28 protein-coding genes and 1 tRNA gene are annotated in these 26,351 nt (G+C 72.3%); 10 read left to right on the top strand and 19 right to left on the bottom strand.

From position 1 onward, the window contains the following. Positions 1-58: 58 nt before the first annotated feature. From bioD to bioB, 5 genes are read right to left on the bottom strand one after another with little or no spacing between them, the layout of a single operon-like run. Positions 59-808, bottom strand: a complete 750-nt coding sequence (bioD, locus tag Q0283_RS01290; RefSeq protein ID WP_298042091.1) for a dethiobiotin synthase — start codon at positions 806-808, stop codon at positions 59-61. After that, entirely contained in the window at positions 805-2,034 is a 1,230-nt protein-coding gene (locus Q0283_RS01285; RefSeq protein ID WP_298042090.1) for a cytochrome P450, read from the bottom strand. Before Q0283_RS01285 ends, bioD begins: the two co-directional genes overlap by 4 nt. Continuing rightward, a complete protein-coding gene (locus tag Q0283_RS01280; protein WP_183529384.1) occupies positions 2,031-3,251 on the bottom strand; it encodes an aminotransferase class I/II-fold pyridoxal phosphate-dependent enzyme in 1,221 nt (406 codons plus the stop codon). The genes Q0283_RS01285 and Q0283_RS01280 overlap by 4 nt, the downstream gene beginning before the upstream one ends. Next, a complete protein-coding gene (gene bioA / locus Q0283_RS01275) occupies positions 3,238-4,680 on the bottom strand; it encodes an adenosylmethionine--8-amino-7-oxononanoate transaminase (protein ID WP_183529386.1) in 1,443 nt (480 codons plus the stop codon). The genes Q0283_RS01280 and bioA overlap by 14 nt, the downstream gene beginning before the upstream one ends. Beyond that, positions 4,677-6,053, bottom strand: a complete 1,377-nt coding sequence (gene bioB, locus Q0283_RS01270; protein WP_221243772.1) for a biotin synthase BioB — start codon at positions 6,051-6,053, stop codon at positions 4,677-4,679. The genes bioA and bioB overlap by 4 nt, the downstream gene beginning before the upstream one ends. A gap of 224 nt (positions 6,054-6,277) precedes the next feature. On the opposite strand from bioB, the gene Q0283_RS01265 reads away from it, so the two are divergent. Then, positions 6,278-6,931 (top strand): TetR/AcrR family transcriptional regulator, encoded by a 654-nt coding sequence (locus Q0283_RS01265; RefSeq protein WP_183529388.1) that lies wholly within the window; start codon positions 6,278-6,280, stop codon positions 6,929-6,931. A gap of 16 nt (positions 6,932-6,947) precedes the next feature. Here the strand turns inward: Q0283_RS01265 and Q0283_RS01260 are convergent, their stop codons facing one another. The 10 genes from Q0283_RS01260 to Q0283_RS01215 form a co-directional block, all read right to left on the bottom strand. After that, positions 6,948-7,247: an antibiotic biosynthesis monooxygenase gene (locus Q0283_RS01260; RefSeq protein ID WP_183529390.1), complete on the bottom strand. Its 300-nt coding sequence runs from the start codon at positions 7,245-7,247 to the stop codon at positions 6,948-6,950. Between the two features lie 82 nt (positions 7,248-7,329). Continuing rightward, a complete protein-coding gene (locus Q0283_RS01255; protein ID WP_298042085.1) occupies positions 7,330-7,983 on the bottom strand; it encodes a thymidine kinase in 654 nt (217 codons plus the stop codon). A 46-nt stretch (positions 7,984-8,029) separates the two neighbouring features. Then, positions 8,030-8,308, bottom strand: a complete 279-nt coding sequence (gene catC, locus Q0283_RS01250) for a muconolactone Delta-isomerase (protein WP_183529394.1) — start codon at positions 8,306-8,308, stop codon at positions 8,030-8,032. Between the two features lie 83 nt (positions 8,309-8,391). After that, entirely contained in the window at positions 8,392-9,660 is a 1,269-nt protein-coding gene (locus Q0283_RS01245; RefSeq protein ID WP_183529396.1) for a beta-propeller fold lactonase family protein, read from the bottom strand. A gap of 3 nt (positions 9,661-9,663) precedes the next feature. Further along, positions 9,664-10,092 carry a DUF3151 domain-containing protein gene (locus tag Q0283_RS01240; protein WP_010143545.1) on the bottom strand — a complete coding sequence of 143 codons (429 nt, stop codon included), beginning with the start codon at positions 10,090-10,092 and terminating at the stop codon, positions 9,664-9,666. A 48-nt stretch (positions 10,093-10,140) separates the two neighbouring features. Next, positions 10,141-10,446, bottom strand: a complete 306-nt coding sequence (locus Q0283_RS01235; RefSeq protein ID WP_183529397.1) for a hypothetical protein — start codon at positions 10,444-10,446, stop codon at positions 10,141-10,143. A 54-nt stretch (positions 10,447-10,500) separates the two neighbouring features. Beyond that, positions 10,501-11,523, bottom strand: coding sequence for a class II fructose-bisphosphate aldolase (gene fbaA / locus Q0283_RS01230; protein WP_183529399.1), 1,023 nt, complete (start codon positions 11,521-11,523; stop codon positions 10,501-10,503). A 189-nt stretch (positions 11,524-11,712) separates the two neighbouring features. Then, positions 11,713-13,104: an AI-2E family transporter gene (locus Q0283_RS01225; RefSeq protein WP_298042079.1), complete on the bottom strand. Its 1,392-nt coding sequence runs from the start codon at positions 13,102-13,104 to the stop codon at positions 11,713-11,715. A gap of 105 nt (positions 13,105-13,209) precedes the next feature. Next, positions 13,210-13,860: an RNA methyltransferase gene (locus tag Q0283_RS01220; RefSeq protein ID WP_298042247.1), complete on the bottom strand. Its 651-nt coding sequence runs from the start codon at positions 13,858-13,860 to the stop codon at positions 13,210-13,212. 59 nt (positions 13,861-13,919) lie between these two features. Beyond that, entirely contained in the window at positions 13,920-14,249 is a 330-nt protein-coding gene (locus Q0283_RS01215; RefSeq protein WP_029139052.1) for a hypothetical protein, read from the bottom strand. Positions 14,250-14,385: 136 nt separating this feature from the next. Here Q0283_RS01215 and Q0283_RS01210 point away from each other — a divergent pair, with 136 nt between their 5' ends. Both Q0283_RS01210 and Q0283_RS01205 read left to right on the top strand, forming a co-directional pair. Continuing rightward, a complete protein-coding gene (locus tag Q0283_RS01210; protein ID WP_298042075.1) occupies positions 14,386-16,632 on the top strand; it encodes a carbon starvation CstA family protein in 2,247 nt (748 codons plus the stop codon). Between the two features lie 2 nt (positions 16,633-16,634). Next, complete coding sequence (locus Q0283_RS01205; protein ID WP_183529406.1) at positions 16,635-16,853, top strand: YbdD/YjiX family protein; 219 nt, start codon at positions 16,635-16,637, stop codon at positions 16,851-16,853. A gap of 192 nt (positions 16,854-17,045) precedes the next feature. On the opposite strand, the gene Q0283_RS01200 is transcribed toward Q0283_RS01205, so the two are convergent. Beyond that, positions 17,046-17,873, bottom strand: coding sequence for an alpha/beta fold hydrolase (locus Q0283_RS01200; RefSeq protein ID WP_183529408.1), 828 nt, complete (start codon positions 17,871-17,873; stop codon positions 17,046-17,048). A 115-nt stretch (positions 17,874-17,988) separates the two neighbouring features. Beyond that, positions 17,989-18,111: a hypothetical protein gene (locus Q0283_RS01195; protein ID WP_298042072.1), complete on the bottom strand. Its 123-nt coding sequence runs from the start codon at positions 18,109-18,111 to the stop codon at positions 17,989-17,991. Between the two features lie 475 nt (positions 18,112-18,586). Here Q0283_RS01195 and Q0283_RS01190 point away from each other — a divergent pair, with 475 nt between their 5' ends. Then, positions 18,587-19,585 (top strand): magnesium and cobalt transport protein CorA, encoded by a 999-nt coding sequence (locus Q0283_RS01190; RefSeq protein WP_183529410.1) that lies wholly within the window; start codon positions 18,587-18,589, stop codon positions 19,583-19,585. Positions 19,586-19,606: 21 nt separating this feature from the next. Here Q0283_RS01190 and pyrE read toward each other — a convergent pair whose 3' ends face one another. Next, the gene (pyrE, locus tag Q0283_RS01185) at positions 19,607-20,209 is read right to left on the bottom strand and encodes an orotate phosphoribosyltransferase (RefSeq protein ID WP_183529412.1); all 603 of its coding nucleotides are present in this window, start codon (positions 20,207-20,209) and stop codon (positions 19,607-19,609) included. 46 nt (positions 20,210-20,255) lie between these two features. Here pyrE and Q0283_RS01180 point away from each other — a divergent pair, with 46 nt between their 5' ends. From Q0283_RS01180 to Q0283_RS01155, 6 genes are all read left to right on the top strand, one after another. After that, a complete protein-coding gene (locus Q0283_RS01180; protein WP_183529414.1) occupies positions 20,256-20,723 on the top strand; it encodes a MarR family winged helix-turn-helix transcriptional regulator in 468 nt (155 codons plus the stop codon). A 21-nt stretch (positions 20,724-20,744) separates the two neighbouring features. Continuing rightward, positions 20,745-21,572 (top strand): ammonia-dependent NAD(+) synthetase, encoded by an 828-nt coding sequence (nadE, locus tag Q0283_RS01175; protein WP_183529416.1) that lies wholly within the window; start codon positions 20,745-20,747, stop codon positions 21,570-21,572. A gap of 48 nt (positions 21,573-21,620) precedes the next feature. Continuing rightward, a complete protein-coding gene (locus Q0283_RS01170; RefSeq protein WP_183529418.1) occupies positions 21,621-22,451 on the top strand; it encodes an exodeoxyribonuclease III in 831 nt (276 codons plus the stop codon). Between the two features lie 9 nt (positions 22,452-22,460). Beyond that, positions 22,461-23,321: a hypothetical protein gene (locus tag Q0283_RS01165; protein ID WP_183529420.1), complete on the top strand. Its 861-nt coding sequence runs from the start codon at positions 22,461-22,463 to the stop codon at positions 23,319-23,321. Between the two features lie 125 nt (positions 23,322-23,446). Continuing rightward, entirely contained in the window at positions 23,447-25,321 is a 1,875-nt protein-coding gene (locus Q0283_RS01160; RefSeq protein ID WP_183529421.1) for an alpha-amylase family glycosyl hydrolase, read from the top strand. A gap of 119 nt (positions 25,322-25,440) precedes the next feature. Then, entirely contained in the window at positions 25,441-26,199 is a 759-nt protein-coding gene (locus Q0283_RS01155; RefSeq protein WP_183529423.1) for an SDR family NAD(P)-dependent oxidoreductase, read from the top strand. Between the two features lie 75 nt (positions 26,200-26,274). Here Q0283_RS01155 and Q0283_RS01150 read toward each other — a convergent pair. Beyond that, positions 26,275-26,350 (bottom strand) — tRNA-Phe (locus Q0283_RS01150). Between the last annotated feature and the right edge of the window lies 1 nt (position 26,351).

Raw genomic sequence — 26,351 nt, 5'->3', positions numbered from 1 at the left:
GTGCTTTCGTCGTGCCGGCAACGGCCGGTTCCCCCCGAGGGACGGTACGACGGTGCGGTCAACGGCCCGGACGCGGCGGCAGCCTCCCCGGCAGCACCCCGGCGAGCGCCGCGGCCAGCGCGGTGGCCGCCCGGGAGACGGCCTGCTCCGGGGCGGAGGACAGGCCCTCCGGCAGCGCTCCACCCCAGGCATAACCGTGGTCCCGGGCCGTGGCGCGCAACCGGCCCAGGTTGGCGCGGTGCACCGCGGTCGGTTCCACCGGCCAGCTGCCCACGATCAGCGTCCCCGGCCGCACGCCCCGGCGCGCGGCGGCCTCGAGCGTCAACCCCGTGTGGTTCAGCGTCCCCAGGTCGGGGCGCGTGATCACGGCCAGTGGCGCACCCGCGCCGAGGGCGAGGTCGGCAATGGTCGCCCCGCCAGGGGTCAGCTCCACGAGCAGTCCCCCGGCGCCCTCGACCAGGACGATGTCCTGGTCGAGGGCCAGTGCCTCGATGCGCTCCAGGTGCCAGTCCAGTCCCGGCAGCGCCTCCACCGCGGCCTCTCCCCCGGCCTCGAGCGCGGCGTCCACCGGTGCCATCGCCGGGCCCAGCCTCACGCCCTCCGCCACGGTCAGCCGGTCCGGGTGCCCCAGCAGCCGCGCCACGGTCTCGACGTCCCCGGCCCCGACCGGGCCGACACCCGTCTGCGCCGGCTTGTACACGGCCACCCGGTCGCCCCGCGCCAGCGCCGCGGCGGCCAGGCATGCCGTGGCCATGGTCTTGCCGACGTCCGTGTCCGTGCCGGTGACGCACAGGACCGCCGCGCTCACGGGTCGACCCCGACGGTGGCGGACCGGACCGGGACCATCCGCGGGGCCTGGAAGGAGAGCAGGTGCTCCCATTCCGGTTCGTCGGCGAGCTTCAGCCCCGGGAGGGCGCGGGCGGCCTCCTCGAGGATGAGCGCCGCCTCCAGCTCGGCAAGCCCGGCGCCCAGGCACCGGTGCACCCCGAACCCGAAGGCCAGGGAAGGATCTCCCGTCTCGCCCAGCGCCCCACCGGACAACCGCAGCACCAGGTGCTCGCCAGCGGCGAAGCGCTCAGGACCCACCTGCGTGTCCTTCACGACCAGCCGACGCCAGGTCGGCACGGAAGAGGCTCTCGCCAGAGAGCGGCGGACCACCTCCCGGCTGGCCGCGGTGCCGCCGCCGGGATCCGCGCACTGTGCCCAGCGGCCCTCGGCCAGTGCCGTGACCAGCACGGTCTGGGCGAGCATCGCGGTGGTCTCCTGCCCGGCGATGACCAGGAAGTAGCCAAGCGATCGGATCCTCTCGCGGTCGACGCCTCCCGCGTGCAGTGCCGCGAACAGGTTCGGCCCGGGTACTCCCGGGCCGGGGCCCGCCCCGGCCCCTACGGTCGCGGTGGAGCGATCGACCTCGTCCCGCAGCCAGGCGTGGAAGTCGATCGCGCTGTCCGACAGGTCCAGTTGCCGCTCGGCGTCGGGCCAGCCCCAGAACAGTTCGAGCGAGTCCCGGCTCCAGCGCTTCAGGTCCGCCGGCGGCGGGGTGGCCACGCCGGTGAGAGCGGCCATGATCCTCGGTGGGACCACGGCGGCCAGGTGGGTGGCGAGGTCTACGGTACCTCCGGCGTCGAGCTCGGCCCGGAGCCCGTCGCAGACCCGTTGCACCAGCGCCCGGATGGGCTCCGACTGGGCTGCGACCTTGGCGGGGCTGAAGAAGCGAGCGACGATGCGGCGCACCTCGCGGTGCGGCTCGCCGGAGGCGCTGGCCAGGACAGGCGGGAGGCTGAAGCGCCGAGCGGCAAGCCGGCGCAGCGTGGCCGGCGCCAGGGGCATGGCCGTCGTCAGGGCGTTGTCCGCAGCGAAGTACTCGGGGCGCCGGAGGATCTCCCGGACGGTCGCCGGGTCCTCGACGCACCGGTGCTGAGCGAGGACCTGCTCCGGGTACACCGTGACCAGCGGATCGGACAGGGGCGCCCGCGCAGTGGGGGCGGTGCCGGTCGGGGCCGCCGTGGCGGTGGACGCGTAGGGGCAGCTCACGGGTCCTCCCGTCCGATCGCTGCGGCCACCGTCTCCAGGGCCCGCACCAGGCGGCGCGGTGCCAAGTCGGCGTGCACGGTGATCCGCAGCCGGGCGATCCCGTCCGGGACGCTGGGCGGGCGGAAGCAACCGACCGCGATGCCGTTCCGGCGCAGCGCCTCGGCCGTGCGCACAGCGGCGGCGGGGCTGCCCATCCGCACCGAGTGGACGGCCCCCTCCCCGCGCTCGACCCGGTTCGCGGTGACCGGGTGGGCGGCCAGCACCCGGTGCGCCAGGGCCGCATTGCGGACCAGCCGGCCGATACGTCGGTCGTCGGCCAGGGCGAGCGCACGCCGGGCGGCGCCGGCGGTCGGCGGGGCGAGGGCGGTGTCGAAGATGAAGGTCCGCGCGGTGTTGAGCAGGTGCGAGCGCCACCGTGCCGCGTCGTCACCACCGAGCAGGATCGCCCCGCCCTGGGCACCGAGGGCCTTGGACAGGGTGGCGGTCACGATCACGTGCCCGGTGTCCGCCAGGCCCGCGGCGCGCACGGCGGAACCCCCCGGCACGGCGGCCAGGGTGTGCGCCTCGTCCACGATGAGCAGGGCACCGTACCTCGCGCACAGTGCCGCGGCCTCGGCCAGGGGCGCGGTGTCCCCCAGCACGGAGTACAGGGACTCCATCACGACGGCGGCCCGGGCACCGGTCCCGGCCGTGGTGCGGTGGGCGAACAGCGCCTCCTCGACCGCCCCCAGGTCCCCGTGGCCGACGACGCGCACCTCGGCCTTGGCGAGCCGGGCGCCGTCGATCAGGCTGGCGTGGGCGTGGGCGTCGGAGACCAGCAGCGTCCCGGGCCCGCCGAGGGCCCCGAGCAGCCCCTGGTTCGCGGCGTAGCCGCTGGAGAAGACGAGGGCCTCCCGGCGGCCGGCGTAGCGGGCGAGGTCACGCTCCAGGGCGGGCAGCAGCGCGTGGGTGCCGGTGACCACGCGGCTGGCCCCGGCACCGGTGCCGTACCGGTGCGCGGCCCGGGCGGCCGCGCGGGCCACCGAGGCGTCCCGGGACAGGCCGAGGTAGTCGTTGGAGGCCAGGTCGATGTCACCCCGCGGCCGAGGGTGGTCGTGGCGTTCGCCGTCGCGGGTCCGCCGCACGCGGGCGCGGGTCTCGACCCAGTCCGTCCAGGGACCGGCCGCGGCACCGGTCGCACCCGTGCGTGCGGCGTGCTGTGACTCAACCGTGGACACGGTCCACCCCCTCAACGATCGCCGCACCCAGCGCCCGGACGTCCCCGGCGGTGCAGACGTAGGGCGGCATGACGTAGACCAGGTCCCGGAAGGGCCGCACCCAGGCGCCCCGGGCGACGACCTCACGGGTCACGGCGGTCACGTCCACGGGGCCACGCAACTGGACGACGCCGACCCCGCCGAGGACCCGCACGTCCCGGACGCAGGCCAGTTCCCCGGCCGGGGCCAGCGCCTGCCGCAGCCCCGAGTCCAGGGCGTGCACCTGGGCCCGCCACGGCTGGGACCCGTCCGGGCCGGTCAGCACGTCCAGGGAGGCGTTGGCGACCGCACAGGCCAGCGGGTTTCCCATGAACGTCGGCCCGTGCAGCAGCGCGCCGCCGTTCGGGCCGGAACCGAGGTCGGCGGCCACCTCGGCGGTGCACAGCATGGCCGCCAGCGTCAGGTACCCACCGGTCAGGGCCTTGCCCACGCAGAGGATGTCCGGGACGACCTCACCCCCGCCACGCGGCAGGGACTCCTCGCTCGCCCATTCCGCGGCGAAGAACCGGCCGGTCCGGCCAAAGCCCGTGGCGATCTCGTCGAGGATCAGCAGCAGGCCGTGCTCGTCCGCGATCTGGCGGAGGATCCCGACGGCGGCCGGCGGGTAAGCGTGCATCCCGCCGGCCCCCTGCAGCACCGGCTCGCAGATGATGCCCGCCAGCTCCGGGGCGAGTCCGGCCGCGATCTCCCGGGCCGTCTCCTCCCACGAGGCCAGGGCACCGTCGTCGTACGACCAGGTGCCGTCCACCCCCAGGCGGGCGGCCGGGGGACGGGGCAGGAAGACCTGTTGCGGGACGAGTCCCGTGAACTCGGCGTGCATCCCGTCCTCGGGATCACACACGCCCATGGTGGCGAAGGTGTCCCCGTGGTACCCGCCGCGCAGGGCCAGGAAACGACGCCGACGGCGCTCGCCGCGGGAGGCCTGGACCTGCAGGGCCAGCTTCAGGGCGACCTCGACGCTGATCGAGCCGGAGTCGGCCAGGAAGACGTGCCGCAGTCCGTCCGGGGCCGCGTCCACGAGCCGTTCGGCCAGGGCCACGGCGGGCTCGTGGGTGAGCCCGCCGAACATGACGTGGCTGAACGAGTCGAGCTGCGTGCGGGCCGCGGCGTCCAGTGCGGGGTGGCGGTACCCGTGCACGGCGGCCCACCACGAGGACATGCCGTCGATGACCTCGTGGGTGCCGCCGTCGGGTCCTTCCAGGCGCAGGCGCACGCCCTCGGCCCCGCGGACGGCGTAGAGCGCACCGGCGTCCACCGGGGCGTAGGGATGCCAGACCAGGCCGGCATCGCGCTGCAGCAGAGAGGGCGCGGCGGACGACACGGTGGTCGACGAGGTAGTGGTGGACGAGGCGGTGCCGGGCCGGGCCTGGTCGAGGGTGGGACTCGTCATGCGTTCGGCGCCTCGGCGGTGCCGGCCCCGCGCCGACGGATGCGGGGTTCTACGCCGGCCGCCTCCATGCCGGCCGCCTGCTCGGCGGGGTGGCCGCAGCCGCAGCCCGGCCCGGTCTCGGCGTGCGAACCGCAGGGCGAGGACGCCGGGCCGCCGGCACCGGCGGGACCTCCGCAGGGCCCCGGAATTGACGCCCCGGCCTGCGAGAGGGAGGCCTGCGGGGTGGAGTCCTGGGGGGAGGAGGTCTGGGTCGGGACCGCCGCCCAGGGCGCGGCCTGCCCGGTCGCCGCCTCCGCGCCGGGCCTCTCCCCGGTGCCGAGGACGCGGAAGCCGGAGTCGGCGATCATGGCCAGGTCCTGCTCGGCGGTCTGGCCCTCACTCGTGAGGTAGTCGCCCAGGAACAGGGAGTTGGCGACCTCCAGGGCGGTGGCCTGCAGGCCGCGCAGGTGCATCTCGCGGCCTCCGGCCAGGCGCAGTTCCGTGGCCGGGGCCGCCAGGCGGACCAGTGCGAGGATGCGCAGGCAGCGCAGCGGGGTGAGCTCCCACGTCCCGGCCAGCGGGGTGCCCTCGAAGGGCATCAGGAAGTTCACGGGGATGGAGTCGCTGTCCAGGTCCCGCAGGGCCAGCACGGCCTCGACGACCTGCTCGTCCGACTCCCCCATCCCCACGATCAGCCCGGAGCACGGCGACAGCCCGGCACCCTTGGCGCGCTCGACCGTCTCCACGCGGTCGGCGTAGGTGTGGGTGGTGGAGATGTCCGCGTACTTGGACTCGGCCGTGTTGAGGTTGTGGTTGTAGGCGTCCACCCCGGCCTCGCGGAGGCGGTCCGCCTGGCCGTCCTTGAGCAGGCCCAGGCAGGCGCAGACCTCGACCTCGGGATGTTCGGCCTTGAGCTGGTCCGTCATGGTGGCCACGCGCTCCACGTCCCGGTTGGACGGGCCGCGGCCGCTGGCGACGAGGCACACGCGGGAGGCGCCGCCGCCGATGCCCAGCTTGGCCTGCTCGACGGCCTCCTCCGGCTTCAGCCAGCTGTACTTGAGGATCTCCGCGGTCGAGCCGAGGCGCTGGGAGCAGTAGGTGCAGTCCTCCGGGCACAGTCCGGACTTCAGGTTGACGAGGTAGTTCACCTTGACGGTGTTGCCGAAGTGCCGCCGGCGCAGGCGCCCGGCCTCGGTGACGAGCCGGAGGGTGTCCGTGTCCGGGGTGGACAGGATCGCCAGCCCGTCCTCCGCGGTGAGCCGGTGACCCGTGGCGACGGCCGCGGCGATCGCGAACGGGTCGGCGGACACGGGGCGGGTCGAGACGGGGGGCTGGGTCGCCTCAGGGGTGTCGGCGGGGGCGTCGGCGGTGGTCTCGGGAGCGGTCTGGACCATGGGGGGCCTTCCGGTTCGGCCGCAGGCCCCAGGGGCCTTGAACGGCGTTCAAGTCTGTGTGCTCGGAAGTACAGCACAGTCCTGAACGGTGTTCAAGATCATGACGGGGCGCGGTCCGACGGCCAGGGGCGCGACGGAGCTGGCCCGGACCGAGTCGGGGTGCGGCCGGGGGCGCGGACGCAGGACCGGACTCGGAGCGGGGGCCGGACCCTACACTGGAGCGCATGACGCTGACCCGGGACCAGGTGGAGGACACGGCCCTGGCCATCCTCACCCGCTTCGGCCTGGCGGACCTGTCCATGCGCAGGCTCGCCCGGGAACTCGACGTCCAGGTCGGTGCGCTCTACTGGCACGTGAAGAGCAAGCAGGAGTTGTTGGTGGGCGTGGCCGCCCGCCTGCTCAGCGGGCTCGACGGTCCCGATGGCCTCGCCGGCCCCGATGACGCGGGCCGGCCGGGACCGTCGGCACCGCAGGACGCCTCTCCGGCGGGGGGCCGCAGGGCGGAGCGGCGGGATCACGCCGCCGGACGCGCCGGCGTCGCCGGCCTGGCGACGGGGATCCGCTCAGCGCTCGTGAACGTGCCGGACAGCGCCGAGGTCGTGCAGGTGGCCCAGTCGTTGCAGCCGGACGCGCTGAAGCCGCTGAACCGCCTGCGCTCCCTGCTGGAATCGGCGGGCGTCGCGCACCCCGCGTGGGCGCAGCACCTGGTCATGAACCACGTCCTGGGCTCCATCGCGGCGGCCCAGGAGGCCGCCCGGCTGGCCGCCGTGGACCCCACCGCCTCCGCGACGCCCCTGGGTGAGGACGCGTTCCAGTGGGGGCTGCAGGTCATCCTGGACGGGCTCTTCGGGACGGCGCCCGTGGCGGCGCGCCCCTGAGGGCGGTCCGGGCCGGTCAGCCGAGGTCGACGACCTCGAACTCCAGCAGCTCCGCCCCCGTGGCCACGGGCTGCCGGGCCGGTCCGCCGTCGTCATGACCGTTGTTGCGGGCGCTCCGCCAGGCCTCGAAGTCCTCCTCGGTGGCCCAGTGGGTGATCACGAAGTACCGCGACTCCCCCTTCACCGGGCGCAGGAGCTGGAATCCCTCGAAGCCGGGGGACTGGTCCACGGCGTGCTTGCGCGCGGCGAACCGGGCCTCGAGCTCGGGCCCCTGGCCCTCGGGAACGGTGATGGCGTTGATCTTCACGACGGTCATGCTCGGTCTCCTGGTCCTCCGACGGGTGTGGACTGGTGCGCCACGCCGTGCGGTCAGGGCACGGGCGGCGGCTAGGGGCAACCTACCCCAGCCTGCCGCCGGATTCCTCCAGGTAGCAGACGCCGCACAGGGACTCGTAGGTGACCTCGACGCCGTCGATCGCCACCTGGTCGCCCTCGAAGATGAACCGCTCCACGGCCTCGTCCCCGCCCACCTCGACGACCTTGCGGGTGTTGAAGATGGCCTTGCGCCCGCACCGGCAGATGGTCTTGAGCTCCTCGAGGGAGTGCGCCAGTTCCAGGAGCCGCGCCGAGCCGGGGAACGAGTCGGTACGGAAGTCGGTCCGGATGCCGTAGGCCATCACGGGAACACCCTGCAGCACGGCGATGCGCAGCAGGTCGTCCACCTGCGCCGGCTCCAGGAACTGCGCCTCGTCCACGAGCAGGCAGGCCACCGGCTTGACCACGGCGTCCACGTGCTCGATCAGCGCGGCCGGGTCATCCCCGGTGGCGTGGCGACGGAAGAGTTCCAGCAGGTCGGCCCCGTGGGGGATCAGGAAGTCGACCGCCCGGGTGACGCCGAGCCGGGACACGATCTCGTCGTCTCCCTTAGAGTCCACCTGCGGCTTGGCCAACAGGACCCGCTGGCCCCGTTCCTCGTAGTTGAAGGCGGCCTGGAGCAGTCCGGTGGACTTGCCCGAGTTCATCGCCCCGTAGCGGAAGTAGAGTTTGGCCACGGTCGACGAGTCTAGTTCGCCGCCGGGCCGGTCCCCCGCCCCGTGCTCACCGGATGGAGTTGGGGTGCTTCGCCAGCGGGGTGACCTTGATCTTCATGTACGGGTACATCGGGAAACCGGACAGGACGGCGTGGAGCTCGTCGTTGTCCGCCACGTCGTAGACGGAGTAGTTGGCGTACTCCCCGACGACCCGCCAGATGGACTGCATCTTCCCCTGCCGCTGCAGGTTGCCCGAGTACTCCTTCTCCTGGGCCACGAAGTCGGCCTTGACCTCATCCGTCATCGACTCGGGAAAAGTGACGTCCATGCGCGCCAGGAACAGCATCGTGCAGCCTCCAAAGGGTCTGGGATCGGGTCGAGGCCACCCTACCGGCCCCCGGGAGCCCTCCCGGGGCAGATGAACCCGGCTCAGTCCAGCGGCAGCACGAACCCGGGGCGCCGGACCGCGGTCCGTCCGGTGACGCCCCGCGGGATGCTCTCGGCATCGAACGGCAGGTGCACCACGGCGTCGCCCCGTTCCAGCGCGACGAGCAGTCCCTGCCCCCCGGGCGGCCCGGCCAGGGCGATGTGGCGGGGCCAGTCCCCGCCGCACGGCACCTCGGCGACCAGCTCGGGCGCCTCGCCGCGGCGGATCACCCCGATGGTGTTCCGCCCGCGGTTGGCCACGTAGACCAGGGCGCCGTCCGCCGAGACCACCAGGTGTGAGGGCAGGTTGTCCCGGGCCGACTCCGGATCCGCGTCCTGGGCGTGGGTCGGGACGATGCCGATCTCCGGGAAGCCCTCCGGCCCGGCCTCGAGGCCCAGGATGTGCAGTCGCGAGTCCAGTTCGCCCACGACCGCGAGGTGCGGCCCGGGCCGGTCGGACCCCGGGAGCGGGGGCAGCACCGCGAGGTGACGCGGTCCGGTGCCACCGGGCAGGCGGTGCACGGCGGTCGGTTCGGTCTCCACGCGCACGACGTCGGTCGCGTCGCCGTCCGCGGAGCTCCCGCCGTCGCGGTCGTCCAGTCCCTCCCCGACGACCCCGCTGGTCTCGCGGTAGGCCTGGCCGTCGGCCGCGCCGGGGGTCTCCTCCGTGGCGTCGCCCCCGGCGGCCCGGGCCGAGGCCTCGAGGGCGGCCACCGAGTACTCCAGGATCCGGTCGCCGCCGAGGTCCGTGACGAGCAGGCGGTCGTCGTCGAGGAACAGCACGAAGTGCAGGTGCGGGGCCTCCTGACGGGAGGGCACCGGCCCGGAGCCCTCCGGGGCCTGGACCGCGATCGGCCGGCCCAGCCGGCCGTCGCCGAGGACCCTGGCGACGGTCAGGGTGCCCGAGTCATAGGAGGCCGCAGCCAGCCACGTCCCGGCGGGGTTCAGGTCGGCGTGGCAGGTGTTCTCGCCCCCGCTGGGGATCCGCTGGGTGGTGATCCAGCCGACGTCCTCCGTCCCGGCGTCCGGCTCCGACGGTGACAGGACCGCCAGCGCTCCCTCGGGCACGTGCTGGGCGGCGTACAGCAGGCCCTCCGACGGGGTGCCCGGGCGCCCCGCGACCAGCCAGGACGGGGCGTCCGGACCGGAACCGGCCACCGCCTCCGGGCCCTCCGGCCAGCCGGTCGTGCGCACGATGCCCCCCGAGGTGGGCAGGGCGGGGACGTGCTCACCGGGTTCGTTGAAGGTGCCGACCAGGACGGAGGCGGTCACGGCTCAGCCCCGGGCGATCTCGTCTTTGGCGCGGGGGTCGGCGTCGGCCAGGAAGGCGTCGATCCGGTGGACCTCCTCGCCCTCGCCGATGGCCGCGGCGGCCTGGCCGAGCAGGTAGAGCGAGCGCAGGAAACCGCGGTTGGGCTCGTGGCTGTACGGCACGGGGCCGGCCCCGCGCCAACCGGCGCCGCGCAGGGCGTCCAGTCCGCGGTGGTAGCCGACGCGGGCATAGGCGTAGGCATCGATGGTGCGGCCCTCGCCCCAGGCGTCCTGCGCCATGAGGGCCCAGGCCAGCGAGGACTTCGGGAACCGGGTGGCGAGGTCCTCCGGCAGGTCACCGGCCTCGATCCGCGCGAGGACCTCGTGCTCCTCGGGCAGGTAGGTGGGTTCGGGCTGCATCAGGTTCCTGCCGACCAGGGACGCGTCAGACATGGTGCTCCTTCCGGGGCGGTCGTGGGCGGGGCGGGTTCACCCCCGACTCTAGCCGTGCCCCGGCTCCCCGCCCTCGTCCCATCCGAGCTCGCGGGCCTGCCGGGCCCACCGGTCGTGCTCCACGTCGCGCGCCTCCCGGCGGTCCTGCCGGGCCTCCAGACGGTCGACCCGCTGCTCCAGCTCCGGCCGGGCCGTGCCCTTCTCGAGCGCCTCGACCCGCTTGCGCAGTGCGTCCAGTTCCTGCGGATCGGCGCCCTCGGACCACGGCAGCGGCCTGCCCGTGGCCATGCTGAACACGGTGATCCCACCCCAGACGAGGATGGCGATGATGGCGATCCACGCGTACCACGGCATGGGCGTTCCTTCCGGTGGGCAGCCCGGGCCGGCCGGCCCGGGCTGTCGGTGGGGTTACTTGATGGACTTGCCTGCGGAGCCCAGTTCCTGACAGGCCTGGACGATGCGCTCGGCCATGGACGTCTCGGCCAGGGCACCCCAGACGCGCGGGTCGTACGCCTTCTTGTTGCCGACGTCGCCGTCCACCTTCAGCACGCCGTCGTAGTTGGTGAACATGTGCCCGGCCACCGGCCGGGTGAAGGCGTACTGGGTGTCCGTGTCCACGTTCATCTTGATGACGCCGTAGGAGACGGCATCGGAGATCTCCTGCTGGGAGGAGCCGGAGCCGCCGTGGAAGACCAGGTCGAAGGGGCGCTCCCTGCCGATCTTCGCCCCGACCTCGCGCTGGATCCCGTCCAGGATCTCCGGGCGCAGCTTCACGCCGCCCGGCTTGTAGACGCCGTGGACGTTGCCGAAGGTCAGCGCGGTGATGTACCGGCCGTTCTCCCCGGTGCCGAGGGCCTCGATGGTGGCGAGCCCGTCCTCGACGGTGGTGTAGAGCTTGTCGTTGATCTCGTGGGCCACGCCGTCCTCCTCCCCGCCGACGACGCCGATCTCCACCTCGAGGATCTGCCGGTTGGCGTGGGTCCGGGCCAGCAGCTCGCGGCCGATGCGCAGGTTCTCCTCCAGGGTCTCGGCGGAGCCGTCCCACATGTGGGAGTTGAAGAGCGGGTCCCGGCCGGCCTTCACCTCGGCCTCGGAGGCGTCCAGCAGCGGCATGACGAAGCCGTCCAGCTTGTCCTTCGGGCAGTGGTCGGTGTGCAGGGCGATGTTGACGTCGTACTTCTTCGCCACCTCACGGGCGAAGGCCACCATGGCCAGGGAACCGGTGACCATGTCCTTGACGGAGGAGCCGGAGAAGTATGCCGCGCCGCCGGTGGACGCCTGGATGATGCCGTCCGAACCGGCCTCGGCGAAACCGCGGATGGCCGCGTTCAGCGTCTGGGAACTGGTGACGTTGATCGCCGGGTAGGCGTAGCCGCCCTCCTTGGCGGAGTCGATCATCTCGGCGTACTTGTCCGGGGAAGCGATGGGCATTGCGGCTCCTTGGCATCTGGTGACCGTGAGCGCCGGCGAACATGCCGGCGTCGGGAAGTCCGGCCTGCGGGCGGGGCGGGCAGGCAGCCCCGGTGCAGACCCTGTCCGCAAGCCATCCTAGCGACCGGACGGGCACGGGGGCCGCGCCCGCACCAGGGTGACCTGGTCGCGGGCCCGGCGCCCGCCGGTTCAGCCCTGGGGCCCCCGGTCCGCGGTGGCGGCGTCGACGTCATCGCCCTCGGGTGGCGCCTGGGCGGGCCCGTGGGATCCGGCCGCCGCCGGGGTCACGCTCCTGCGGCGTTGGCGGCGCATGCGCTGGTAGCGCAGGCGCTGGGCCGGGGTGGCCTTGGCGGAGGCCCGGTCCTTCGGGTCGAGGGGGTCCTGGCCCAGCACCGGGTCGGGGCCGGTCTGGTAGCGATCGGACCAGACCTGGATCAGGGTCCACGCCACGGCGGTGTAGGGCACGGCCAGGATGGCACCGAAGATCCCGCCCACGATGGTGCCGACCGTCAGGGCCAGCAGCACGATCAGGGCGTGCAGGCTCAGGGTGCGGCCCATGACGACGGGCTGGAGCAGGTTGCCCTCGAGCTGGTTGACGGCGACCACGATCGCGACCACGATCAGGGCCTCGACCGGCCCGGTGGTGACCAGGGCGACCAGGGCGGCCAGGATCCCGGCGACCGTGGCCCCCACGATGGGCACGAACGCACCGATGAACACGATCACCGCCAGGGGCAGGGCCAGCGGGACGCCGATGATGAACAGGCCGAGCCCGATCAGCACGGCGTCCACCAGGGCCACGGTGGCGGTGCCGCGGACGTAGCCGCCGAGCACCTGCGAGGACCGGTCCACGGACTCGGCGAGTTTGGCGCGGGTCCCGTCCCGGAACCAGCGGAGGGTGAAGCTGGTGATCTTCCAGCCGTCCTTGAGCAGGAAGAACAGCACCACGACCATCAGCACCACGCCGGTGAGGAACTCGGTGGCCGCGGACAGGCCGGTCAGGGTGTTGCTGGCCAGGCCCCGGGCGAACTCACCACCGGTGAGGAAGTCCGTGACCTGACCGGTGGCGTCCTGCAGGGCCCCGGCGTCCACCGGCAGCGGGCCGGAGGTGATCCAGTCCTGCAGTTGCTGCCAGCCGGCGATCGCCGAGGCGGTGAGGGCGTCCCACTCGTTCCGGACGGCGACGACCACTCCGGTGACCACGCCACCGACGAGGACCAGGATGCCCAGGAAGGCCGCGAGGGTGGCCCAGAGGTGGGACCAGCCCCTGGCCACCAGCCACCGCACCAGCGGGGCCACGGCGGCCGCCAGGATGAACGCGACCAGCACCGCGACCAGCACGACGCTCACGCGCAGCAGGAGCCACAGGACCCCGACGACGACCGCGGCGATCAGCAGCGTCTGCCCGGCCCGGGCCCCGGCCCGGCCCATCCCGTCCGACCACGGTCCCGGTGGCCGTGCGGCCGGGGACCCGGTGGCGGGCTCGGCGTCACCGTCCGGGGTGGCGCCGGGGCCGGCCCGGTGCGGACCGGTGCCGGCCAAGGGATCCTGCGGGTGCTGCGGGGCATGCGGTGTGGTCACGGGCTGGCTCCTGAGGCCTGGAGGACGCGGTGCTGTGGTCCAGCCTACGAGCACGCGCGGCCGGTGGACTCCCGTGAGGGTGTCCGGCGGATGCCGCGGCGGCGGTCAGGTACCGAACACGTGGCGGCGGACCCAGGCGTGCATGGCGATCCCCGCCGCCACGCCGGCGTTGATGGACCGGGTGGAGCCGAACTGGGCGATGGACAGCGTCGCCTCCGCCGCGCGGTGCACCTCCTCGGACAGTCCCGGCCCCTCCTGGCCGAAGACCAGCACGCACCGCTCGGGCAGCCGGTAGGTCTCCAGCGGCACCGAGTCCGGGAAGATGTCGATGCCCAGCACCGTCAGTCCCTCGGACCGTGCCCAGTCGATGAAGTCCTCCACCGTCGGGTGGTGGTGCACGTGCAGGTAGCGGTCCGTGACCATGGCCCCGCGCCGGTTCCAGCGGCGCCGGCCGATGATGTGCACGCCGGCGGCGTTGAACGCGTTGGCGGTGCGCACCACGGTGCCGATGTTCAGGTCGTGCTGCCAGTTCTCGATGGCCACGTGGAAGGAGTGCCGGCGGGTGTCCAGGTCGGCGACGATCGCCTCCAGCGACCAGTAGCGGTAGTGGTCGGCCACGTTGCGCCGGTCCCCGTGCCGCAGCAGGTCCGGGTCCCAGTGCTCCCCCGTCGGCCAGTCACCCTCCCAGGGGCCCACGCCCACCTCGCGCGGGTGCCCCTCACCGGGCACGACGCCGGCGTCCGCCTCGGCCGGCACGTCCGGGTCCAGTGCGGCCGGCACCGGGGCACCCGGGGTGCCGGGTCCGGCGTCGGGCGTCACCCCTTGCGGTCCACCAGCGCCCACGAGGCCAGCGCCGAGGCGGCCGCCACGGTGAGCACCGAGGGCCAGGCGCCGATCTTCTTGGCCAGCGGGTGCGAGGCGCCGAACCCGCCCAGGTACACGGCGGACAGCGCGGCGGTGGTGCCCGCGCCGGCCTTCGCCGCCCAGGTGCGGCCCGCGTAGGCGCCGACCGCGGCCAGGACGACCCCGCCGAGGGGACGGATCCCGGTCTCGCGGGCGGTCAGGTAGCCGCCGATCAGCCCGAGTGCCGCCAGCGGGGCGGTGGTGACGGACTCGGCGGGCTTGAAGACTCCACGTTCACTCATGGCCCCTACGCTAGCCGCCCCAGCGGTGGGTATTGACGTGCTGACGCGCGCCGGAGGACAGTGGTCATGCACCCGCCGCGCCAGCCTCCGGGACGAGGCCCCCCGCACCACGCGGCACCGTGAGATGAGGGATGAGATGACCGAGAGTTCCGCGCCCACCACCGGATTGCCACCGACCGCCGTCGACCCCGAGGTAGCGGAGCAGGAGGACCGGAAGTGGACTCCGGGCAAGATCATCCTCTGGGCGGTCATCGCCCTGGTCGGCGGCATCGCGTGGGCCATCCTGGCCATCTCCCGCGGCGAGACGATCAACGCCATCTGGTTCGTGTTCGCCGCCGTGTGCACCTACCTCATCGCCTACCGGTTCTACTCGAAGTTCATCGAGCGGAAGATCACGCGGCCGGATGACACCCGGGCCACGCCGGCCGAGTACAACAACAACGGGCGGGACTTCATGCCGACGGACCGGCGGGTCCTGTTCGGCCACCACTTCGCGGCGATCGCGGGCGCCGGCCCCCTCGTCGGCCCCGTCCTGGCGGCCCAGATGGGCTACCTGCCCGGGACCGTGTGGATCATCATCGGCGTGGTGCTGGCCGGCGCGGTCCAGGACTACCTCGTCATGTTCTTCTCGATGCGCCGCGGGGGCCGCTCCCTGGGTCAGATGGCCCGGGAGGAACTGGGGATCATCGGTGGCACCGCCGCCCTGTTGGCGACCCTGATGATCATGATCATCATCGTGGCGATCCTGGCGCTGGTCGTCGTCAACGCCCTGGGCGAGTCCGCCTGGGGTGTCTACTCGGTCGCCCTGACCATTCCCATCGCCCTCTTCATGGGCGTCTACCTGCGCTTCCTACGCCCGGGCCGGGTCATGGAGGTTTCCGTGATCGGTTTCGCGCTGCTGATGTTCGCGATCATCTCGGGCCGCTGGGTCGCCGAGTCCGCGTGGGGCGCCGAGCTGTTCCACCTGGACCGGACCACCATCGCCTGGGCGATCATCATCTACGGTTTCGTGGCCGCCGTCCTGCCCGTGTGGCTGCTCCTGGCCCCCCGCGACTACCTCTCCACGTTCATGAAGATCGGCGTCATCGGCCTGCTGGCCATCGCGATCGTCGTGGTGCGCCCCGAGATCACCGTGCCGGCCATCTCAGAGTTCGCCGGACGCGAGGACGGTCCGGTCGTCCCCGGGTCACTGTTCCCCTTCCTCTTCGTCACCATCGCCTGCGGCGCGTTGTCGGGATTCCATGCCCTGATTTCCTCCGGGACCACGCCGAAGCTCGTGGAGAAGGAGAGGCAGACCCGCTTCCTGGGCTACGGCGGCATGCTCATGGAGTCCTTCGTGGCGATCATGGCGCTCGTCGCCGCGATCTCGATCGACCGCGGCGTCTACTTCGCGATGAACTCCTCGGGGGCCGTGACCGGGGGCACCGTGGAGGGCGCCGTCCAGTTCGTCAACTCGCTGGGGCTGATGGGCGTGAACCTGGCGCCCGAGACACTCACGGACCTTGCGGCCAATGTCGGCGAGGAGTCCGTGGTGTCCCGCACCGGTGGCGCCCCGACGCTCGCCGTGGGCATCGCGACGATCATGAACCAGTGGTTCGGCGGGCCCGCGATGATGGGCTTCTGGTACCACTTCGCGATCATGTTCGAGGCCCTGTTCATCCTCACCGCCGTGGACGCGGGTACCCGCGTGGCCCGGTTCATGCTGCAGGACACGATCGGCAACTTCATCCCCCGGTTCAAGGACACGTCCTGGCGCCCGGGCGCCTGGTTGTGTACGGCGATCATGGTCGCCGGCTGGGGATACATCCTCATCCTCGGCGTCACCGACCCCCTGGGGGGCATCAACACGTTCTTCCCGCTCTTCGGCATCGCCAACCAATTGCTCGCCGCGATCGCACTGGCCGTGGTCATGGCGATCGTGGCGAAGCGGGGCACCTTCAAGTACCTGTGGGTGGTGGTGCTCCCACTGGCGTTCGCCGCCGTGGTCACCATCACCGCCTCGCTGTACAAGATCTTCTCCCCGGTTCCGGCGGTCGGTTACTGGGCCCAGCACAACGCGTTCCGCCAGGCGCTCGAGGACGGGCAGACCAGCTTCGGCACGGCCAGATCGGTCGAGGCCATGGAGGCGGTCGTGCGCAACACCTTCGTGCAGGGGACGCTGTCGGTGGTGTTCATGGTGCTGACGATCATCGTCATCACCATGGCCGTCGTGGCGACCGTGAAGTCCTACCGGACGCGCGGCGTGCCGGAGAACGAGGATCCCCGGGTCGAGTCCCGCATCTACGCGCCCTCCGGGCTCATCTCCACCCCGGCCGAGAAGGCCCTCGAGGCGCAGTGGAAGGCCCTGCCGCCCGAGCGCCAGCCGGTCCGCGGGAGGCACTGACCGTGGCGGCGCAGGCACTGCGCACACTGGCCGCCTCGCTCACCACGGCCTGGCGGAGCACCGTGTGGTTCCTTCGCGGCGTGCTCGGGGCGGACGCCTACCAGCACTACCTGGCCCACCAGGCCCGGGTGCACCCGGGTGTCGAGCCGATGTCCGAGCGGGCCTTCTGGAAGGACAGGATGGACTGGCAGGACCGGAACCCGCAGGGACGCTGCTGCTAGCACACTGACTGGACGTCCGGCGCAGCACAGCCCGGAACGGGCGGCTCCCGGGGCATCGGGAGCGCTGGCTGCGCTGATCCGAGCGCTCCGCGCATCCAGGGGTCAGCGGAAGGGCGCCATGCCGTGTGGATCTCTGGGCCGAGAACCCTGAGTACGCCGAGAGGCCGCATGTGCCCGGCTGGGAGGAGGGCCCTAGGCGCCTGGAGTGAGGTGTTCCCGGATGGCGTGCGCGACGTCGAGGGGAGAGTCCTCGGTGGGGATGTGCTTGCCGTGTACCTCGACCAGGTCCGAACCGGGGATCTCGGTGACGTAGCGGCGGGCGTAGTGGAGCTTCTGGAAATCATCCTCCCGGCCCCACACCAGCCGGGTCGGAATGGCCGCCTCCTGCAAGGCGGGAATCAGGGCCAGGGTGTATTCGGGGGCGGCGGCCGCGGCCATCGCCGTCCAGGACCGCACCCTGGCCGGATCGCGCCAGGGACTGAGGTAGTCGGCCAGTTCGGCATCGCCCAGGGTGCGGTGGACGCTGCCCCGGGTGGAGGTGGTGCGCGCCTCGAGGAGGTCCTCGACGGTGGTGGCTGCCCGTACCTGGGGGTCGCGGTATCGTTCGACGGCCGGTACCGGCCAGGAGTCGAACATGACCGCGTTCATCAGCACCATCCTGTGGATCCGGCCGGTGGTCGCGGCCAGGTGTTGGGCGATGCCTCCGCCGATGTCATGGCCGGCCACGTCGAAAGTGCCCAGTCCTAGGGCATCGGCGGCCGCCAGGACGGTCCGCGCCAGAGCCGGGACGGTGGCCTGCTCGACGGGGAGTTCTCCGGCGCTGGCCCCGAAGCCCGGCAGGTCCAGGGCGATGCACCGGGCGGTGTGCCCCAGTTCGGGCAGGATCGGCGCCCACACCCGGCTCCAGAAGGTGCCGTGCACCAGGACCAGGGGCGGGGCGTCTTCATCTCCGCTGGTGAGGTAGGACAGGTCGGCGCCATCGACCGTGATGGTGCGGCGGGCCACCGGCTGGTGTTCCATGGTTCTCCTCTTCTGGCCAGCGTGGGTGTCGGCGGTGCCGGCCTGGATCGGGGGTTGCGTTCAGGATGCCGTGGTGAGGGCCGGAGCCAGATCCGTCAGGGCGGCCACTGTGAGGTCAGGGTGTGCGCAGGAGGAGGGGTAGACAGCTCCGTTTCGGTTCACCCAGGTGGTGCATGGCCGACATGTCCGAGAGGGGCTCGTTGACATCGAAGACGATGACCGTCGGTGTTCCGGTCATGGTGAGATTCCTTCCAGTGGTCCTGGGAGCGGCCGCCGCGTGCCGCCGCGGCACGGTGACCGTGTCCACCCTGCCATCTCATCGGCCGCCGCACCACGGCCCCCGGTGATGGGCGGTGTCCCGGACGCCGGCCACGGGGCGGGCCCAGGCTGAGCGGACGGAGGCCTTCAGCGTGACGTCCGCTCAGCTGCGCGACACCCTGGGGATCGAACTGTGGCGCATCCCCGTGGTGGTCGTCACGGCGATCGCGATCCACCTGGTCTTCCTGCTGCCGATCCGCCTGTCCGGTCCTCGGCATGATGGCTTCTCTCCGGGTTGCGGTATCAGGCTCCTCTGGTCTGTCGTCACCCCGGGCGGAAGGGGCCACGCAGGCCAGCCGCCAGTCCGGGTCATGCCGATCAGGCTCTCACCGCACCGGACGGCGCGGCCAGTGGCTGTGCCCGCGGGCCCGGTCCGCAGGGCGCACAATGGAGCCGTGACCATCGTCGACAACGCCATCTACAAGGACGGCAAGCGCATCCTGGCCCCCACCAGCCTCCAGGAGACCTTCGAGGAGTGTGAACGGCTGGGTGGCATGGCCTGGGTCGGGCTGTACCGGCCGGACGAGGCGGAGCTGCAGGAGGTCGCCGAGGAGCTGAACCTGCACGAGCTGGCGGTCGAGGACGCGCTGGCCGGCGGGCAGCGGGCCAAGCTCGAGCACTACGACGACGACCGGTTCTTCGTGCTGATCCCAGCCCGCTACATCGACGAGACCGAGACGGTCGAGTTCGGCGAGCTCAACGTGTTCGTCGGGGCGAACTTCGTGGTCACGGTGCGCCACTCCGAGGTGCCGGACCTCTCCCGCGTGCGGTTGCACCTGGAGCGGGACCGGCCCGAACGGCTCGCCGCGGGGACCTCCGCCGTGGTGCACGGGATCCTGGACACGGTGGTGGACGACTACTTCCCGGTCGCGGACGGCCTGGACAACGACATCGCGGAGATCGAGGACCAGATCTTCGCGGGGGACGGCAACGTCTCCCGGCGCATCTACCAGCTCTCCCGGGAGGTGGTGAACTTCCAGCGGGCGATCCGGTCCCTGCCGTACATGCTCGACAACATGATCGAGAACCTGGAGACGGACCCGTCCAAGGTCGAGGTGGTCCGCAAGCTGCGGGACGTCCAGGACCACACGGAGCAGCTCAACGACCGCGTCATGGCCATGCGGACCATGCTCGAGCACGCCCTGGAGCTGGACTCGACCCTGACCTCCAAGAAGCTCGCCGAGGAGTCCGTGCGGCAGAACGACCAGGTGAAGAAGATCTCGTCCTGGGCGGCCATCATCTTCGCCCCGCAGTTGATCGGCTCCATCTACGGCATGAACTTCGACCGCATGCCGGAACTCCACTGGGCCTGGGGCTACCCCTTCGCCCTCGGGCTCATGCTGGCGATCGCCGTGGTGCTCTACGTCCTGTTCAGGCGCAACGACTGGCTGTAAGCGCGCTCCGGCGCCCCGCCGTCAGTCGAGGCCCAGGTCGTCCTTGCCGAAGGCGAAGAGGTAGGGCACGCCGGCCTCGGACTCGATCCGTTCGGCGGCACCGGTGGAACGGTCCACGATCACGGCCACGGCCCGCACGGTGCCACCGGCGGCGCGGACGCCCTCCACGGCGGTCAGGGCGGAGCCACCGGTGGTCGAGGTGTCCTCGAGCACGACGACGTCCCGGCCCTCGACGGCGGGACCCTCGACCTGGCGGCCCATCCCGTAGGACTTCTGGGCCTTGCGCACCACGAACGCGTCGACGCCCCGGCCCTGCCGGCCGGCCTCGTGCAGGATCGCGGTGCCGACCGGATCGGCCCCCATGGTCAGCCCGCCCGCGGCGCTGAACCCGATGCCGGCCCCATCCAGCAGGTCGAGCATGACGCGGCCGACCAACGGTGCGGCCTCATGGTGCAGGGTGACCCGGCGCAGGTCGATGTAGTAGTCGGCCTCCTGCCCGGAGGACAGCGTGACCCGGCCCCGGACGACGGCCAGTTCCTGGATGAGCTCGAGCAACCGGGCACGGTCCCGCGCCTTCTGGTCCGCCGAGCGGGCGGCGGGGGAATCCGGGGTCTGAGTAGTCATGCCGTCCATCCTAGATTCTCGGGCGGACCCCTCCTAGGGTGGTGACATGAGCGATCCCCAGCCTCCCCAGGAACCCCTGTCGGACCGTCCCACCGAACAGCTGCTCAGCTACTGGCTCAACATGGTGGACACGCTGCTCACCCAGCGCGTCAACGAGTCCCTGGCCGAACACGGCCTGACCCGGGCCCAGTGGCAGCTGATGAACGCCCTGACCTCCCGCCCGCAGTCCGCCGAGGAGCTCGGGCACGTGCTGCCGCCGCCCGTGGCCGGGTCGGACGAGGGCCCGCGCACGGTGAAGGAGAACCTGGACGAACTGGTGGAGTCCGGCTGGCTCGTGGTGGAGGGCGATCTCTACACCCTCACGAGCACCGGACGCACCAGCGGCGAGCGCGTGGCCGCCGTGGTCGAGGAGATGCGGGCCGACATCACCGAGGGCCTGGACGAGGAGCAGTACGAGACCGTGATGACCGCGTTGCAGACCATGGCGCGGAACCTCGGCTGGTCGCGCACCTAAAACCGCCCCTAGGCTGGGCCCATGCGCGAAATGCAGAAGGCCATCATTGCCGAGTTCGGTGTCAAGCCGGAGATCGATCCAGCCGCCGAGGCGGCCGCACGTGTCCAGTTCCTCCAGGACTACTTGCGAGCCAGCGGCGCGAGGGGATTCGTCCTGGGCATCTCGGGCGGACTCGACTCCACGCTGGCCGGCCGGCTCGCCCAGCTGGCCGTCGAGGGGTTGCGCGCCGAGGGCATCCAGGCCGAGTTCGTCCCCGTCCGGCTGCCCTACAACGTCCAGCATGACGAGGACGACGCCCAGGCCGCCCTGGACTTCATCGACGGTGACGCGGAGACCACGTTCGACATCGCGGCCGCCGTGGATGGCTTCGAGGCTGAGTTCACCGCCGCCACCGGGGAGCCGATCACCGATTTCAACAAGGGCAACGTCAAGGCCCGGGTGCGCATGGTGGCCCAGTACGCCATCGCCGGTGCGCACGGGCTGCTGGTGATCGGCACCGATCACAGCGCGGAGTCCGTGACCGGCTTCTTCACCAAGTTCGGGGACGGAGCGGCCGACGTGCTGCCGCTGTTCGGCCTGAACAAGCGGCAGAACCGGCAGCTGCTGAAGCACCTGGGCGCCGAGGAGCGGCTCTGGGCGAAGGTCCCCACCGCGGACCTGCTGGACGACAAGCCCGGTCAGACCGATGAGGCCGAGCTCGGGCTGAGCTACGACGTGATCGACGACTACCTCGAGGGCAGGGTGGTTCCCACCGACGCGGCGGAGAAGCTCGAGCAGGTCTACCTGCGGTCCCGCCACAAGCGGACCACCCCGGTCAGCATCCTCGACTCGTGGTGGCGCCAGGACTGAGCCCGGCCCGAAGCGCCCCTGGCGGAAGGTCTTGGCTAGGCTGGCCGGGTGAAGATCGCGACCTGGAATGTGAACTCCCTCCGTGCCCGTGCCGACCGCGTGGAGTCCTGGCTCGAGCGCACGGACGTGGACGTCCTGGCGATCCAGGAGACCAAGTGCAAGGACGAGAACTTCCCGTGGGAGCTCTTCGAGCGCATGGACTACGAGGTGGCGCACTTCGGTTTCTCGCAGTGGAACGGGGTGGCCATCGCCTCGCGCGTGGGCCTGGCGGACGTGGAGCGGACCTTCGTGGGCCAGCCGGAGTTCGGCAAGGGCGGCGTGGATGCCGTCCAGGAGGCCCGGGCGATCGCCGCCACCGTCGGCCAGGGCGAGGACTCTCTGCGGATCTGGTCCCTCTACGTCCCCAACGGCCGTGCCCTCGAGGACGAGCACATGGCCTACAAGCTGCACTGGCTGGACGTGCTCCGTGAGCACGCGGTGGATGCGGTCGCCGGGGACCCCTCGCTCCGCCTGGCCCTCACCGGGGACTGGAACATCGCCCCGCGGGACGAGGACGTCTGGGACATGCAGTTCTTCCTGGACGAGGGGCTGACCCACGTCTCACCCGCCGAGCGCGCCGCTTTCCACGCCTTCGAGGAGGCGGGCTTCCAGGACGTGGTCCGTCCCCGCCACCCCGGCCCGGGGGTCTACACGTACTGGGACTACAAGCAGCTGCGGTTCCCCAAGAAGGAGGGCATGCGCATCGACTTCGTGCTTGCCTCTCCCGCCCTGGCCACCTCCGTCACGGACGCCTGGATCGACCGTGACGAGCGCAAGGGCAAGGGCGCCTCGGACCACGCCCCCGTGGTCGTGGAGCTCGGCCCGGCCGCGGGGGCCTGAACCGGGCCCATGGAATACCAGTCCGAGCTGCGCGTCTACCAGCCCCTCGCCGCGTTTCCCGACGCCGTCCAGGCCGGGTTCCTGCGCGTCCGTCACCGCACGCGTGCGGCGGCGGAGGAGGAGGCGTCCCGACGGGCGTGGCGCCGGCTGCTGCGCGACGTCACCGACCCGTTCCCCCACGGGTCGGACCTGGTCCGCGTGCTGCAGGTGCCCGGGCCGGCGGACGGCCCCGTCTCGGAGTACTTCTGCCCGGACGAGATGGCGCTGCGCTGTGAACTGTCCGCGGAGCAGCTCGCGGAGTCGATGCGTCCGCAGACCTTCAACCTGGTGGTCCCGGAGGCGGCCCGGCGGGCCAACCTGGAACGCCTCGCCGAGCACCTGGAGGCGGACGGCCCCGAGGAGCTGCGGCACGTCCACACCCGGACCGCGGTCTGGGGCGTGCCGGCGTCCTGGTTCGCCCTCGTCCACGAGGACGACACCATCGAGGTCGAGACGGACCCCGGTTCCGCACCGGCCGGGGGCGCCTTCGACGCGGGCGCCGTCCGGACCGTGCGGGTCACCGTCCCGCTCGCCCTCGCCCTCGAGCGGGCCCGGCGGGCGGCCGTGGTGCTCTCCCTGCACGCGCCGGACATGGACCTGCTGAGCGACCTCACCGTCCTCGTGGCCTGGCTGGAGTCCTTCCACCCGGACTCCATGGTGGAACTGGACTACGGCGGCCTGGCCCGGCTGGTCTGGCCGGACGACTCCCCCTTCGACGTCCGCACCGCGCTCGAGGCGCTGGAGGACGGCGACCAGGAGGCGGCGGTGGTGGCGAACCACCGCATGGTGCGGCGGTGGCTGCCCGTGCGGCAGCTCGGCCGCGCCAGCTGAGCCCCCGCGAGCCCCGTCCAGGGGCGGGGGCCGTGCGAAGGACCGCCCGCGGTGCCCGGCGCGGCGGACGAGGGGTGGCGGATCCGCCCCCTGCCCCGGAAACCGTGGACCACTAGGCTGGGCCCATGACCACGGGACCCCTGAGCACTCCTCCGTCCGAAGCCCGCAACCGTCCGCAGAACCCCTGGTGGGTGGACGCCGTGATCTACCAGGTCTATCCCCGCTCCTTCGCAGACGCGGACGGCAACGGCATGGGTGACCTGGCCGGGGTGACGGCGAGACTGCCCTACCTGCAGCAGCTCGGGGTGGACGCCGTCTGGCTGTCCCCGTTCTATGTCTCCCCGCAGAAGGACGGCGGCTACGACGTCGCCGACTACCGGGACGTGGACCCGCTCTTCGGCACCCTGGCGGACGCCGACGCCCTGATCGACGCCGCCCATGAGGCCGGATTGCGCATCATCGTGGACTTGGTCCCCAACCACACCTCCTCGGCCCACCCCTGGTTCACCGAGGCACTGGCCGCCGACCCGGACACGGAGGAGGGCCGGGCGGCCCGGGACCGGTACATGTTCCGTCCCGGGGCCGGGGCCGACGGTTCGGAGCCGCCGAACAACTGGCAGTCCACCTTCGGCGGGCAGGCCTGGACGCGCACCACGAACCCGGACGGCACGCCCGGGGACTGGTACCTGCACCTGTTCGACTCCTCCCAGCCGGACCTGAACTGGGAGAACCCGGAGGTCAGGGACGAGTTCGAGGACATCCTGCGGTTCTGGCTGGACCGGGGGGTGGACGGGTTCCGGGTGGACGTGGCCCACGGGCTGGTCAAGGCCGAGGGCCTGCCGGACCACGCCGAGCGCCCCGGCATGGTCTCGGACGCCGGCCTGGCGCCGGCGGCGTTGAGCACCGATGACGGGATGGACGTCTCCGGCCACGCCGAGGAGAACCCGCAGGACCACTCCCACCCGGTCCCGTACCACGACCAGGAGGGCGTCCACGAGATCTACCGCTCGTGGAACGCGGTGCTCTCGGAGTACGACCACGACCCGGTGCTGGTGGCGGAGGCCTGGGTGGCCCCGCTGGAGCGGCTCTTCCGCTATGTCCGCCCGGGCGAGATGCACCAGGCGTTCAACTTCACCTTCCTGATGGCCGGCTGGGACGCCGTCCGGCTCTCGGATGCCATCACGGTCTCCGTGGAGGAGGCGGACAAGGTGGGCGCTCCGAACACCTGGGTGCTGTCCAACCATGACACGGTCCGCCACGCCTCCCGCTTCGGACTGACCGACCCCACCCGCTACCCCTCGGGAATCGGTGCCGAGGACGAGCAGCCGGACGAGGCGCTCGGGTGGAAGCGCGCCCGCGCGGCCGCCCTGATCGAGCTGGGGCTGCCCGGCTCCGCCTACGTCTACCAGGGAGACGAGCTGGGCCTGCCCGAGCACACCGAGCTGGACGACTCCCTGCGGCAGGACCCCACCTTCTTCCGCACCGAGGGCGCCGAGAAGGGCCGGGACGGCTGCCGGATCCCCATGCCCTGGCGCGCCGGGGCGCCCGGGCTCGGCTTCGCCGTCGGGAACCCCGCGGACGACGACGGCGCCGCCCCGGGCGCGGACGCGCGGCCGGCCGCCCCCTGGCTCCCCCAGCCGGAGTCCTACGCCCGGTACGCCGCCGACCAGCAGGTCGGCGTGAAGGGCTCGACCTTCGAGCTGTACCGCCAGTTGATCGCCGTGCGCGGCGAACTGGACCTGGGCACCGGGGCGTTCGCCTGGTCACGGTTCCACGCCCCGGACCACGGGGTGCTCGCCTTCACCGTGACCACCGGTGGCGGCCGGCACCTGGGTTCCGGGGAGCCGATCCCCGAGAAGGTGGTGCTCGTGCTGGCCAACCTGGGCGAGACCGCCGTGGACGTCCCCGAGCACTACGCCGCGGCCATCTTCAGCCAGGACGAGGCCCTGCAGGACGGGCAGCTGATGCCGGACTCGGCGGCCTGGTTCCTCAGGCACTGAGGCCCGGCCGGATCAGCGTCGGCCCGGATCAGCGGCGGTCCGGATCAGCGTGGGTCCGGCCGGCTTCCCCGCCGTGTGGCGCACGTCATGTTCGCGCCCGGCCGGGTAACCTGCCGAGCATGGACCTGAAGAACACCTCTGCCCTCGTCACCGGTGCCGCCTCCGGGCTCGGCGCCGCCACCGCCGCGCTGCTCGCCGGTCGCGGCGCCCACGTCATCGGCGTGGACCTGCCCTCCTCGATCGAGAACGCGTCCGCGGTGGACGGCGTCTCCTACGTCGCCGCCGACGTGACGGACCCGGACCAGGTGCGCGCCGCCGTCGCGGCCGCGACCGAGGCCGGCCCCCTGCGCACGGTGGTGAACTGTGCCGGCATCGCCCCCTCCGCCCGCATCCTCGGCAAGTCCGGTCCCCACGACCTCCGCCTGTTCGAGACGGTGGTGCGGGTGAACCTGATCGGGACCTTCACGGTGCTGTCCCTGGCCGCGGAGGCGATGGCGGCCACGGAACCCGTGGACGAGGACGGCCAGCGGGGCGTCGTGGTCAACACCGCCTCCGTGGCGGCGTTCGAGGGGCAGATCGGCCAGGCCGCCTATTCCGCCTCCAAGGGCGGGGTGCACAGCCTGACCATCACCGCGGCCCGGGACCTGGCCAGCAAGGGCATCCGGGTGAACACCATCGCCCCGGGCGTGGTGGAGACGCCCATGCTGGCGACGATCAGCGAGGAGTACCGGGCGGGTCTGGCCGAGGGCGTGCCGTTCCCGCACCGGCTGGGCCGGCCGGCGGAGTTCGCCCAGCTGGTGGAGACGTTCGTGGACCACCACTACCTCAACGGGACCACCATCCGGATGGACGGCGCCCTGCGCATGGCCCCGCGCTGACCCCACGCTCTCCAGGACGGGCACGGCCCGGGAACGGCGAAGGCCCCCGCTGGAAGCGGGGGCCTTCGGTCGTGCTGGTGGCTCCGACCGGCGTCGATCCGGTGACCTTTCGATTTTCAGTCGAACGCTCTACCAACTGAGCTACAGAGCCT

The organism is uncultured Citricoccus sp., from assembly GCF_937871995.1.
GTDB lineage: Bacteria > Actinomycetota > Actinomycetes > Actinomycetales > Micrococcaceae > Citricoccus.
Note: the sequence above shows the minus strand (reverse complement) of the source record. Positions and strands in the feature narration are given on the sequence as shown.

What these genes read in the sequence shown, in the direction of transcription:
- bioA (WP_183529386.1), bottom strand. Translation starts at nt 4,680, where the DNA reads ATGACGAGTCCCACCCTCGACCAGGCCCGGCCCGGCACCGCCTCGTCC.
- bioB (WP_221243772.1), bottom strand. Translation starts at nt 6,053, where the DNA reads ATGGTCCAGACCGCTCCCGAGACCACCGCCGACGCCCCCGCCGACACC.
- Q0283_RS01265 (WP_183529388.1), top strand. Translation starts at nt 6,278, where the DNA reads ATGACGCTGACCCGGGACCAGGTGGAGGACACGGCCCTGGCCATCCTC.
- Q0283_RS01260 (WP_183529390.1), bottom strand. Translation starts at nt 7,247, where the DNA reads ATGACCGTCGTGAAGATCAACGCCATCACCGTTCCCGAGGGCCAGGGG.
- catC (WP_183529394.1), bottom strand. Translation starts at nt 8,308, where the DNA reads ATGCTGTTCCTGGCGCGCATGGACGTCACTTTTCCCGAGTCGATGACG.
- Q0283_RS01240 (WP_010143545.1), bottom strand. Translation starts at nt 10,092, where the DNA reads ATGTCTGACGCGTCCCTGGTCGGCAGGAACCTGATGCAGCCCGAACCC.
- Q0283_RS01235 (WP_183529397.1), bottom strand. Translation starts at nt 10,446, where the DNA reads ATGCCGTGGTACGCGTGGATCGCCATCATCGCCATCCTCGTCTGGGGT.
- fbaA (WP_183529399.1), bottom strand. Translation starts at nt 11,523, where the DNA reads ATGCCCATCGCTTCCCCGGACAAGTACGCCGAGATGATCGACTCCGCC.
- Q0283_RS01215 (WP_029139052.1), bottom strand. Translation starts at nt 14,249, where the DNA reads ATGAGTGAACGTGGAGTCTTCAAGCCCGCCGAGTCCGTCACCACCGCC.
- Q0283_RS01210 (WP_298042075.1), top strand. Translation starts at nt 14,386, where the DNA reads ATGACCGAGAGTTCCGCGCCCACCACCGGATTGCCACCGACCGCCGTC.
- Q0283_RS01200 (WP_183529408.1), bottom strand. Translation starts at nt 17,873, where the DNA reads ATGGAACACCAGCCGGTGGCCCGCCGCACCATCACGGTCGATGGCGCC.
- Q0283_RS01195 (WP_298042072.1), bottom strand. Translation starts at nt 18,111, where the DNA reads ATGACCGGAACACCGACGGTCATCGTCTTCGATGTCAACGAGCCCCTC.
- pyrE (WP_183529412.1), bottom strand. Translation starts at nt 20,209, where the DNA reads ATGACTACTCAGACCCCGGATTCCCCCGCCGCCCGCTCGGCGGACCAG.
- Q0283_RS01180 (WP_183529414.1), top strand. Translation starts at nt 20,256, where the DNA reads ATGAGCGATCCCCAGCCTCCCCAGGAACCCCTGTCGGACCGTCCCACC.
- nadE (WP_183529416.1), top strand. Translation starts at nt 20,745, where the DNA reads ATGCGCGAAATGCAGAAGGCCATCATTGCCGAGTTCGGTGTCAAGCCG.
- Q0283_RS01165 (WP_183529420.1), top strand. Translation starts at nt 22,461, where the DNA reads ATGGAATACCAGTCCGAGCTGCGCGTCTACCAGCCCCTCGCCGCGTTT.
- Q0283_RS01160 (WP_183529421.1), top strand. Translation starts at nt 23,447, where the DNA reads ATGACCACGGGACCCCTGAGCACTCCTCCGTCCGAAGCCCGCAACCGT.
- Q0283_RS01155 (WP_183529423.1), top strand. Translation starts at nt 25,441, where the DNA reads ATGGACCTGAAGAACACCTCTGCCCTCGTCACCGGTGCCGCCTCCGGG.